Genomic DNA, 12086 nt, shown 5'->3' with positions numbered 1-12086 from the left:
AGATTAATAGGGTTATCAATGGCAGGTTTCATACGTGACCGGCACAGGTATCAGCCCAGCACCGGCGTTACGACGGTATGTGGCGTTCTATCTCTGCGATCACTGGGCAGCGCTTCGCCGTTTGAGGCTTCGCTTGCGCGGAGCTCATCCAGATCGGCATTTTCGTAAAGCGCTTGTAGGCGTTCATCGGTGAGTTCGTTAATGGGGCCGTCGAAGTACAGGCGGCCATCCTTAAGAGCAACGGCACGGTGGCAATAGCGACGCGCTATATCGACTTGGTGAAGAGTGACGACGACAGTGCGGCCGTCTTCGGCGTGGATACGGCTGAGAATTTCCATGACCTCGCGAGCGCTACGCGGATCGAGGGAAGCAATGGGCTCATCCGCCAGGATCAGTTCGGCGTCCTGCATGAGTACCCGAGCAATGGCTACCCGCTGCATTTGTCCACCCGAAAGCGTATTAGCGCGCTGATCAATAAGCTCTTCCAGTCCTACGCGGGCCAAGCAAGCACGCGCACGCTGGCGCTCCTGATCGGTAAAGCGGCCACAAAGAGCTCTTAGCCGCGACATGCTACCCAATTGCCCAACCAGCACATTGGTCAGTACGCTGAGACGTCCCACCAAGTTGAACTGCTGAAAGATATAACCGGTGCGGCAGCGCTCGATGCGAGCGGCTCTGCGCAAACGTCCGCTCGCCTGCACTTCACGACCCATCAGCGACACACGGCCACCCTGAGTACGGTTTCCACAGGTAAGACCGACAAGATGACGTAGTAACGTGGACTTGCCTGAGCCGGATGGCCCAATCAGCGCAACCATCTCGCCTGTTGCAACGCGAAAGCTGATGTCGTTTAGCACCTGGCGGTGTCCAAACGACTTGTTTAAGCCTTCAGCGTTAATAGTAGGAATAGACATGACGCTTCTCCTTTAGGAATAGCGCCATTCTGGTGGAAGCAGATGAACACCAGTTGTCTAGACAATGTCATTTTGATGATAATTTCAGCCGCTCCGCAGCCTCCTCTAAGCAACGCCAATAGTGTCGTTTACCCAATATCAAGGACTTATCTCTTAATGACACACGATTGAAACGTGTATGTCACCCGGTCGTCACAGTGTTATCCGACCACTCTCCGGCCACCCCGCGTGGCGTTATCCGCCTATAGCTCCTACGTTGTTTAAAGACTGGTTTTAAAGAGCGCTTTGAAAGACTGGTTTAAAAAAACGAGTGAAGGTCTGGCTTCAAAGACGGGGTTACAACAATTCAGGGAGACGTAACGATGGATGCACTTGCGCGAAAGCTGGGCCTTAAAACGGATCCCACCATATTTTTTACATCCGCAGGGATCATGATCATTTTTCTAGTGGCGCTGCTAATTGCGCCAGGCCCCATAGGAGAAGCCTTTGGCGCGGGTCGGGAATGGATCGTTACTAACCTGGGCTGGTTTTTTATTTTCGGGGTAACCAGTTGGGTGGCGTTTCTGTTGTGGGTGGCGATCAGCCGTTTCGGGGCGATTCGCTTAGGTGGCAATGATGCGAAACCGGCTTATACCAACGCCTCCTGGTTCGCGATGCTGTTCGCTGGCGGTATCGGCACAGTGCTGATGTTCTGGGGCGTCGCCGAGCCGATATCTCACTTCGCAACGCCGCCAAGGCCGGGTGTCGAGCCCTTCTCTGTGGCCGCCGCCGACGATGCCATGAGCTTTTCGATTTATCACTTGGGTCTGCATACCTGGGCGATTTTCGCCATGCCGGGGCTGGCGTTTGCGTATTTTATCTACCGTTACAACCTGCCGATGCGGTTTAGCTCGGTATTCTTCCCACTGTTGGGCGAACGTATTCACGGCCCTATCGGCAAAACCCTGGATATCTTTGCCGTGCTCGGCACGTTGTTTGGCGTGGCGGTGTCTGTCGGCCTGGGCACCCAGCAGATCAATGCGGGGCTAACGGAACTATTTGGTGTTCCAGACGCGGTGCTGACCAAAGTGCTTATCATCATTGTCCTGACAACCGTGGCCGTGGGGTCGATCATCGCAGGGCTGGATTCAGGGGTGAAGCGCCTCTCTAATATCAATATCTGTATGGCCGTTGGCCTGCTGTTGTTTGTGCTGTTTACCGGTTCAACCGTTTTCCTTTTGCGCGCCGTTGTCGAAACTTTTGGCCTCTATATAACCAACCTGCTGCCCATGGCGTTTTGGAATGACACCTTGGCACGCTACTCCAGCGAGGGTGGCGCCTGGGGGTGGCAAGGCAGTTGGACGGTATTCTACTGGGCCTGGACAGTAACCTGGTCACCGTTCATCGGCATTTTTGTCGCGCGGATTTCTCGCGGACGAACCATCCGCGAGTTCGTGCTCGGTGTGCTGTTCGCCCCTTCCATCTTTACGCTGATCTGGTTTGCGATCTTCGGCTGGTCGGCGATGGAGATCGATGGCATCGGGCCCGATGCCCGGGCCGCCATGGGGGAGCAGGCAGGCGTCCTGTCGGCCGCTGTCGCCGACAGCATCCCCCTCGCCATGTTTGCGTTTTTTGATAACTTTCCGGCCGCCACCTTAATCCAGGGCCTGGCGGTAGTGATCGTCGCCATCTTCTTCGCCACCTCATCGGACTCCGCCTCCCTGGTCGTCGATATGCTGTGTACCGGCACCGCAGACCCAGGCCCATGGCATCAGCGGGTATTTTGGGGCGTTTCCGAAGGCATGCTGGCCGCCATGCTTATTGTGCTGGCTGGCGATGCCGGGCTAACCGCTCTGCAGGAAGTGATCACCGTGGTTGGCCTGCCGATGTTCATTCTGGTATTTATTATGATGTTCGCACTGTACCGAGGCCTCGCTCAGGAGGAGCTCAGCGAAGTGAAGGTAGGCACCCCGCCCAAACAGGAAGAGCTAAAGCCAGAAGATTAGGCGATAAAAACAGGGGCTGTGAGCACTCGCAGCCCCCTGGCCAACAGGTTTCAGGTAGCATTCAACCTAAAGTGGGTAGAATTATTTCTCTCCCCTTTGCGCGATTGCTCTATAGTCGAGGAATGCTAACCGGATTACCCCAGCCTATGGCCGTTGACCTGCAAGCACTCTACCCAAAACTGATTCACCTGATGCTAGACACCGTCTTCGTGGTGGATAAAGACAACCAGATCATCTTTGTGAGTGATGCCTGTGAGCCACTGCTCGGTTACCTACCCCACGAGTTGATCGACACCCAGATCATCGACTACATGCACCCTGACGATTTAGTCGCCACGCGGGACTCTATCGTTCGGGTGATGGACGGTAAGCCCCACATTGATTTTCGCAACCGCTACATACGCAAAGACGGCGGGATCGTCCACATCCTGTGGTCTGCCCGCTGGTACGAGGAAGAGGGAGTTCGGATAGGGGTCGCGCGCAACGTGACGGCCCTTACCCAGGCCGAGGAAGAGTTGCGCCACCTCGCCCATCACGACCCGCTGACAAAACTGGCTAACCGAGCGCTATTCTATGATCGACTCGTCACAGGCCTGCACGCAGCCTACCGGCATCAAAACAACCTAGCCTTGCTGTTTCTGGACATCAATGAATTCAAAAGCATCAATGATGTTCATGGGCATGCGGTGGGTGACCGAATCCTCTGCACGGTAGCCAGACGGCTGGAAGGCTGTTTAAGAGCGACAGATACCGTGGCCCGGATAGGCGGTGATGAATTCACGGTTCTGTTAACGGAAATTAAGTCAGCGCACGCGGTTACCGAAAAGGTGGAGCAGATACTCACTGTCATGAACCAGCCGCTAGGCGCTGAGTTCGGTGAGGTGCGAATGCCCACCTGCAGCATCGGCGTAGCCTGTTACCCCACCGACGGAGAAGAAGCCGACACTCTGCTAAGCCATGCCGATAGCCATATGTATCAGATTAAAAGATGTGGTCGCTAGTAGCGACGAGCTTGTGGGGTAACAACACTATGCCTAAGGGGTTAGACGTTCCTCTTGATGATTAAGCCCACCCATTGGCCGGATAATGTAATACCTGAATTCAAGCAGTACGTAGCTAAGACAGAATATCAACGTCGCCAACATAGCATGCAAAGAACCCAGTTCCGCACCAGCTACGAATGAGTCGGATTGCTCGCGAGTCATGAAGAAGTAGCCTGGGTGCAGGCAGTAACCCAGTCAACCTCCTCTATGTCCAACCCGATGGCAGCGCCATTGACGCCGCACTGGCAGCCAAAACAGCAGGGCTAGTTCAGTACGAAGACCTGGGCAATCTCAGCCTGGCAGAGATCGACAGCCTGGTTGCGCGACGTCAGGGCAGAAACCAGCTCCCGAGCAAAGCGCTGAGCGGAAGGCAGCGCGCCAAAACTCCATACTGGTGGTAAGCGCAATAGAGTGGCGTTTTTAACGCTGGGTAAATGTTGCCATAAACCACTTTTCGCCAGCGTGTCTTCGACCCCAGCGGGCACCGGCTCGACAACGACCAGCGTGGCCTCAGGATAGTCGTAGAGCGCTTCGATACCCACGAGTGAAAATCCCCAGGCGTTGGTGGGCCGATCCCAGGCATTGGTCAAATTGATTCGTTCAAGCACGGCATTATAGAGACTGTTGTCGCCAAAAACCCTGACATGGCGGGCATCCATGAACTGCACCATCAGTAGCGGCGGTGCATCGGGGCGCTGTTGGCGAAGCGAGTCCATCAACGCATGCGTTTCGTTGATTAGCTGCGCTGCCTGCAGCCGGTGGCCGGTCAACTCACCTAGCTGCCGGGTGAGTGTTTGTATCTCTTGCCAGGTATGGGTGCCGGGTGAATAGGGAGAGAACGACGTGACCGGGGCAATTCTCTCCAGACGCTCTGTCAAACTGGCGAACATCGGCGAAATGAACGTTTGCGTCGGTGGCGATTGCGCCATGAGTTCAAGGTTGGGCTGTGATCGCAGGCCAAGATCTGCAACGCCGTCGGGAATTCTTGGCTCCCCTACCCACTCATGGTAGCCATTTTGTTGAGCGGTACCACTCAGCGGCGCGTCAATGGCCAGTAGCGTTTCGGCAATGGTCCAGTTGATAGTGGCCCACTGCGCGTGGGCACTCGACAAGGGCAGCAAGCAAGCGGCCGTTAAACAGCAGCGAGCCAAGAAAGAGAGCATCGACCGGTGGCACATAGCAGCGAGAGCATCAGAAAAAAGGGATCACATTGAGACGTCAATGCGCATTTTTTGCAAGGCAGTACGTAAAAAATATCATCCGCATATGTTAATACATCTCATTTTGTTTATCATATACAGCCATGCGGGAAAGGTGATCATGGCACGACAGCCAAGCCTCCGCTTTCTTACATCGGTTTCATAAAAACGCGGCGGCTGGGTGCTGCTATAAAAACGATAGGATCGACACTATGTCTCTTGGGAACACCTCCAACGCAGCACGCAAAGCACGGCTTCTGCGCGCGCTGACGCTGATCGCGATGGGTATTACGCCCGCGACCGCCTGGGCGCAAACGAGTGCTGACAATCAGTCCCTGGATACCGTCACCGTCACGGGCTTCGTACCCACCTATGGAGATACGCCACCTCCGGCCTTCGCCGGTGGCCAAATCGCGGCGGGTGGCCGAGTGGGCCTGATCGGTGAAAAGGACGCGATGGACGTGCCTTTCAACGTCATCAGTTATACCAGTGAGCTGATGGAGAACCAACAATCCCAGACACTGGGCGATACGCTTCAGAACGATGCCTCAGTATCGGTAGGGCTGGGCTTTGGCATCTATGGTGAAGCGTACAAAGTGCGCGGTTTTGACCTGACCGGTGACGACGTGGCTTATGGCGGCCTCTACGGTGTACTGCCACGCCAAATCATCAACAGCGACCTTGCCGAGCGCGTCGAAGTATTCAAAGGCGCCAGCGCCTTTACGTCGGGCATTCCCATCGGCGGGAGCGGCGGAATTGGTGGCACCATCAACATCGAGCCCAAGCATGCGGGGGATGACCCGATGCTCAATCTATCCAGTGGCTATCGCTCCGATGGCTACGGCGAAGTGGGCGTCGATGCTAGCCAGCGTTATGGTGATCAGAAGCAATGGGGAGCACGGGTAAGTGCCACGCGCGGGCGTGGTGACACCGCCATTGATGACGAAAACCAGCGCGATACCTCTGTTGTCGTTGGGCTCGACTACCGTGGCGATCGAGGCCGGATATTGTTCGACGTCGGTCATCAAAAGTTCACCCTGGATGGCGGCCGTTCAAGTGTCAGAACCGGCGCGGCCACTCGGGTGCCCACTGCGCCGGACTCCTCGTTGAACTACACCCCCTCTTTCGGTGGAACCGAACTAGAAACCGATTTCGGTATGGTCAGGGCCGAATATGACCTCACCAACACCTGGACCGCTTTCGCGGCCTTGGGGGGTAACCGCACGCACGAAGGCATCGTGTCGGCGACTCCGAGCATTACCGATGACGCGGGTAACGCCAGTGTCAACGACTTCGAGACCAACAACCACATCGACAACGTCGCCAGCCAGGCGGGGCTGCGTGGGTATGTGTTGACCGGCCCGGTTAGCCATGACATCACCGTTGGCTACTCTAGCGCCTATCGCAAGTTCGACACGGACTGGAATTCCCTCGCGGCAGGCACAACCAACATCTACGATCCCGTCGATTTATCTCGCCCGGATGGCACGCCTTTCGTGGGAGGGAACGTGAGGCGCCAACGCTCCCAAGGGATCACGCTAAGCGATACGCTTGGATTCATCGATGACCGTCTGTTGTTAACGCTGGGCGCACGCTATCAGGAGCTCGAGATCGACGAACGTCCTAACGACGGCGGCAGCAATCGCTATGCCGATCGTCGGGTCACCCCCGCTGTCGGCGCGGTGTTCAAGACCACGGATAATATCTCGCTCTACGCTAACTACGTCGAAGCTTTACAGGATGGCGGCACGGTCTCCGATACCGCAGCGCTGAACTATGGCCAGTACTTGGGCATTGCCCATGCCGAGCAGCACGAGGTGGGCGCTAAGTTCGACTACGGCAACCTAGGCGGTGGCATTAGCCTGTTCCAGATCGAGCTACCCTCTGCAGCGGTCGTCGATGGCGTTGGCAACCTGGATAACGAGCAGCGTAATCGCGGCCTGGAGCTAAGCCTTTACGGTGAGCCGACGACAGGAGTGCGCTTGTTCAGCAGCGCGACCTGGATAGATGCCGAACTCACCGAAGCCCAGGATGGCAACGAAGGAAATGACGCCACGGGCGTTCCTGAGTATCGTTTTGTGCTTGGTGGCGAATGGGACACGCCCTTCGTCGAGCGTCTCACTGCCACTGGTCGCGTCCTGCACACGGGGTCACAGTACGCCGATGTAGCCAACGACTTGGAGTTGGATTCCTGGACACGCCTCGATCTTGGCCTGCGCTACACCACGCCGGTCGGTGGCGCTGATTGGATCTGGCGCGCAGGCATCGACAACGTGACCGACGAAAATTACTGGTCAGGCGCCTCGACGTCCTTTGCGAATTATTTGATTCAAGGCGAACCGCGCACCTTCAAGCTTTCGGCGACCGTCGAGTTTTAAGTAACGCACCCTCTTTACCGTTACCATGAGGGCGCTTCCTATGAAGCGCCCTCACTGTTTGCGGCACGCTTACCTTAGGCTTGCTTAATTTGATGTATTACCGATTGGGTCGCCCGCTAGATGCTGCCTATGACTACCTCAACTGGTGATTTTCTGGATGGCCCGGTTCCGTTATGGCCCGCCCAGAGCCTTCCTAGCCCCGATGGCACCGCTGATATGATTCACCGAGGCTAATTCCGCGACGGCGGAGACTACCAGACAAGAATGAGCCATATCACGGTATGGAATATCGTCATGGATGAGCATAACTATTTGGTAAGGCGCTGGAACGATTTTATGTCGGCTTTAGTCTTGTGCTTGAACTAGCATTTAGCTTCTTCAGATCCGCTTCCCTGGCATTGGCAGCTAACAGCGTGATGAGCATAGGATAGAAATAACCGAAAATGAGGCCATCATTCTCGACTGAAGTGCTCTGCACTTTTCGAACCCATGCCCTATGAATCCTCACCACATTCCCCCGCATTTTGGCTTTTAGCAGCTTTCATTTAATCAAGACTGCGCCGGGTAAACACCCGCCAGCACTGGAAAATATTACGAGCCCACACCAGCAGGCCACGAAGTAGCGTTGAAAAGAAACTTTACTGGCCTCATCCTACTTCAGCCGCTTGTGCTAGGCTAAATTCAGTAGAAAACTGGGCTCGTGGCCGAAACTAAAAAGCAACATATAGCTAAGCAGCACAAGACTGGAAACGACACTGAGCAGATATATCGGAAAATGCAGTGGGCACGAATGTTGAACATATGGCCTAATGAAAATTCATATCCCAAAGAATCATAGGCTTGAGAGAATTTGGCTGGCTGCTTTTACCAGAAAAAAGTACCAGCACGTTCATTCAATCATAGAAAGCGCTGTCTAATACGCTGTTATACGGTGGTCGTACTGAATACTCTCAAGCATCAAAAAAGGAGAGGGGAATGCGTATAATGAGGCGAAAAATACTTATTAAGGGAAGATGAGCGTGGCTGGAGAAAATAGCGGAGGCCCAAAGCTTCATGAAGTTGAACCACGGGAGAACATTGGAAGGGAAACCATTGCCCGTTATCAGGCTCAGTTTCGCGGAGCGGCTTTCGAGTGCTTGTCTTTATTGGAGGATGAGGCACTAGACCGGGTCTATTGTGATTACCAGGACGATTTCGTGTCTCGCCTCCATGTCAACGGTAACTATGTTTATAATTTCTTTCAGGTCAAAACCAAGGGTAAGTTGAATTACCAATGGTCTGTAAATGATGTCTTAGGGATAAGGAAAGGCGCAAAGACATGCGAACCAGCCAAGATTACTGATAGCTACGTTGGAAAACTCCTTATTCACACTATCAGATTTGATAACTCCTGTGGGAACGTCGTTTTTCTCACCAATGTTCATCTGAATGACGATTTAGAGGGGTTATGTGATGCAATACAGAAAGGTAGCGATAACAATTATTACAAATTATTGCTTAAACATTTTAATGACGCCTTAAGCCCAGGAACACCAATAGAAGATCAGGATATTATAGATCGCATTAAGAAGCTTCAGCTTAAATCGAACATCTCCTATCTGAATCCGCACGATGATAAATTCTTCTCTGAGGCAAGAGAGACCATTTATCAATACAGTGAAATAGATTTGCAGCATTCAGAGTGCGAAGGAATCCTTAACAATCTTATCTCTCTTGTTGAACGGAAATCGTTTGGTAAACTATTAGAGGAAATCGGTGAAAAGGATCTCGATGACATAGCAGGCGTTAGTCTCACCGAAATGCTAGATATTTTGAGCATCTCCAAAGCGGCATATCAGAGTTTAAGAGATAACGGCGACTCACAAGCCATTAAGAATGCTTCGATTATTCACAGGTTGATGAGTAAAGCGGGTGCCTCAGAGCGAATGATAGGATTCGTATCTGACTGTAAAGTTCGATGGGATATATGGTTTAGAGATAAACGCCATACTATTCCAGAGTTCGAGCTGAATTTCATTCTTGAAGAAATAGAGAATAATGCTGCTGAGTGGGTTAAATCTGGAGAAAGCCTGCAAACTCTTCGAAGTCGAATTTATAAAGTATTGTCAGATTTGGATGACGAAGACTTATCTGCCACTCTGGATCGTGAACTCCTTCTCGGCGCTGTTTTCTCATTTTTAGTTAGAGGAAACCCGTGATGGATTACGAAGAATTCTTTAAAGAGGCATCTGAAAAAGAAATTGAATTGTCTCTAGATCAATTCAGAGGCTCAGCAACTCATCGGCTTAGTAATGAGGCCCTTTTTCATCTCCCCTTGCTTGCGATGACTATTCTCTTGTTGTCCAAAACACGCCGTAAGCCTAAGTCAGACGAACTAGGTCAGTTGATTGGCGAGTGCTTTGAGCGAACGTTTTCAGGCTTTAAAGGTTCATCCCAACACTTGGGATGGTCGGCGAATCTTAGGATGCGGACAGTCAAGGCGCTAACCTTTCTAGAGACAGTAAGCCTTGTAGAAGTCGACCGTCATGATTCCCGCATTAAAGCTACTGAATTTGGGAAAAAGGTCGTATCAAAAGCAATAGATGTTCAATCAGACCTCGGCTATACGCTTCAGGTAATTGAACGAAATTATTTTGACTTACAGATAGAAAAACAGATTGCAATGGATTTAGAATGAAACTTGTTGAATTAAAAATCCATCCTTCAGGGAAGGACGGTTGGGGTTCGAAGAACCTCGTGTTTGCTAGTGATATTACCCAGCTATATGGGCCGAACGGCGCAGGAAAAACGCCTGTCATTCATTCTATTGCTTTCGCGCTTGGATACCCTGTTCGATACAGGGAAGATATTATGGCGAAATGTTCGTCAGCCAGCCTCACTGTAGAGCATGAAGAGAGTGTCTTCACTTTCGAGAGAGCATTTTCTAATAAGTTTCACATAGAAGTATCGGAGCAAGGCTCCAACGAAAAGCGTATATTCTACAACGAACAAGAGATTTCAGAATACCTTTTTTCGAGAATTGGACTCTCACCGCTAGCGTTGACCACCAATAAGAACGAGCCCTCATATCCGTATATATCGACATTTTTGCCTCTCTTTTATATAGACCAAGACGCTGGTTACACAAGTGTTTACAAGCCCCCAGGTAGTTTCATAAAAGATCAATACGCCGAGATGATCAGATTGGGGATTGGTATAGCACCAAAACATTCGTTTGAGGCAAAGCGTTTTCTCATAGAAAGGAAAAGAGAGCTTGATTTAGTAAATATTAAAATCGTCAACACTGAAGAGTTCATCCGAAAACTCGAAGAACAGTCCGATATTGATAACGTTTCCGTCGCAGAACTCGACGGTGAGTTGGAACAGTTGAGTGATGAACTGGAAGAACTCCGTAATAGTTTTGATGCGACGAACGATGCAAATTATGTTCTACATAGGCTAATTCGCGAGAAGCAGAATGAGCGGCTTAATCTTTCTACTTCAATAAAGGATCTAGAAAGTCGGATATCAGGGTTGAATAAAATAAAGGGCGAAATTGAGACTGAAATCAACACCTTATCTCTTAACGAAGAATCTCGGCGACTTTTTAGTTCTTTTAAGGATATTTGTTTCACGCCAGGGTGTGGTCTTTTCACCTCCAGCTCCGATTCCTACGGGAAAAATTTGCTTTATCTTCGCGATCAAATCAAAGACTTAGATAGAAATACTAATTCTCAAGAAACCAGAGTGGATGAATATTCAACTAGCTTGAGAAAGCTCGATAAAGAAATTGCCTCGCTCGAATCTAATTTGACGAAGGAAGATGGTGATTCCCAAACAACCTCTTTGATAGCGGTAATAAGTGCCTTAACGCGTGCGATTATTGATCGACAAGGCAAAAAAGAAGTAATGGAAAGGATCGAGTCCGAGAAACAGGATTACGTTCAGCTATTGAATAGGCGCAGGGGCCTTCAAGGCGATATCACTTCTTTTGAGGGCGGTGCGGGTTCGAATGATATCAGAATTCTCGAATTCAGAAATTCCTATCGTAAGAAGATTATTGAATGGCTTGATGTTCTCAGTACGAAAAACGTTTCGAGGGACATTTCTGTCGACTCTGATTTTAATGTTCTGTTTGGAACGGAAAAATTATCCCAATTCAGTGGTAGTACACTTTTGAGAACAGTTCTTGCTCTCAGAGCTGCCTTCTTTGAACTGTTCATTTCCATGGGGTGCACTTCCATAGAATTTCTAATATTTGATACACCACGGCAGCATGATATTGAAACCAAGGATTTTGCAGCATTTATCGCTAGGTTAAAAAGCATCTGCAAAGATAATCGAGCTCAGATCATTTTTTCTACCACAGAGTATCACTACAACGCAGCTGAGGGTGACATAGAGTGGCTGCCGGAATTTTCTGGCTTTGAGCAGCCAATGTACTTAGGGGTAGTTGATAATAATCAAGTTCCTAGCCAAATCCAGTAACGGCAAAGTATGAAATTTTGAAGGTGGGAATACCATGAATGAAAAGTAGAATGAATTGTGCTCTTGCTTTTGGCCAGATGTATAAAAAGTGATGATGGTG

The 12086-nt window shown here is 51.0% G+C and carries 8 protein-coding genes; 6 read left to right on the top strand and 2 right to left on the bottom strand.

What is annotated here, in order from left to right; genetic code table 11:
- Positions 1-50: 50 nt before the first annotated feature.
- Complete coding sequence (gene phnC / locus MLE19_RS20355) at positions 51-914, bottom strand: phosphonate ABC transporter ATP-binding protein (RefSeq protein WP_240720040.1); 864 nt, start codon at positions 912-914, stop codon at positions 51-53.
- Positions 915-1276: 362 nt separating this feature from the next.
- On the opposite strand from phnC, the gene MLE19_RS20350 reads away from it, so the two are divergent.
- Both MLE19_RS20350 and MLE19_RS20345 read left to right on the top strand, forming a co-directional pair.
- Complete coding sequence (locus MLE19_RS20350; protein WP_240720039.1) at positions 1277-2899, top strand: BCCT family transporter; 1623 nt, start codon at positions 1277-1279, stop codon at positions 2897-2899.
- Positions 2900-3045: 146 nt separating this feature from the next.
- Positions 3046-3900, top strand: a complete 855-nt coding sequence (locus tag MLE19_RS20345) for a sensor domain-containing diguanylate cyclase (protein ID WP_240720038.1) — start codon at positions 3046-3048, stop codon at positions 3898-3900.
- A 305-nt stretch (positions 3901-4205) separates the two neighbouring features.
- On the opposite strand, the gene MLE19_RS20340 is transcribed toward MLE19_RS20345, so the two are convergent.
- Positions 4206-5105, bottom strand: coding sequence for an ABC transporter substrate-binding protein (locus tag MLE19_RS20340; RefSeq protein WP_240720037.1), 900 nt, complete (start codon positions 5103-5105; stop codon positions 4206-4208).
- Between the two features lie 248 nt (positions 5106-5353).
- Here MLE19_RS20340 and MLE19_RS20335 point away from each other — a divergent pair, with 248 nt between their 5' ends.
- The 4 genes from MLE19_RS20335 (at position 5354) to MLE19_RS20320 (ending at position 11986) form a co-directional block, all read left to right on the top strand.
- Positions 5354-7519, top strand: a complete 2166-nt coding sequence (locus tag MLE19_RS20335) for a TonB-dependent receptor (protein WP_240720035.1) — start codon at positions 5354-5356, stop codon at positions 7517-7519.
- A 1019-nt stretch (positions 7520-8538) separates the two neighbouring features.
- Positions 8539-9717, top strand: coding sequence for a dsDNA nuclease domain-containing protein (locus MLE19_RS20330; RefSeq protein ID WP_240720033.1), 1179 nt, complete (start codon positions 8539-8541; stop codon positions 9715-9717).
- Positions 9717-10196 carry a hypothetical protein gene (locus tag MLE19_RS20325; RefSeq protein WP_240720031.1) on the top strand — a complete coding sequence of 160 codons (480 nt, stop codon included), beginning with the start codon at positions 9717-9719 and terminating at the stop codon, positions 10194-10196. Before MLE19_RS20330 ends, MLE19_RS20325 begins: the two co-directional genes overlap by 1 nt.
- Complete coding sequence (locus MLE19_RS20320; protein WP_240720029.1) at positions 10193-11986, top strand: hypothetical protein; 1794 nt, start codon at positions 10193-10195, stop codon at positions 11984-11986. Before MLE19_RS20325 ends, MLE19_RS20320 begins: the two co-directional genes overlap by 4 nt.
- Positions 11987-12086 lie beyond the last annotated feature (100 nt).

The sequence above is a fragment of the Vreelandella neptunia genome, assembly GCF_022489065.1.
In the GTDB taxonomy this organism is placed as follows: Bacteria; Pseudomonadota; Gammaproteobacteria; order Pseudomonadales; family Halomonadaceae; genus Vreelandella; species Vreelandella neptunia_A.
The sequence above is the reverse complement of the archived record's forward strand: the minus strand, read 5'-3'. Positions and strand labels throughout refer to the sequence as shown.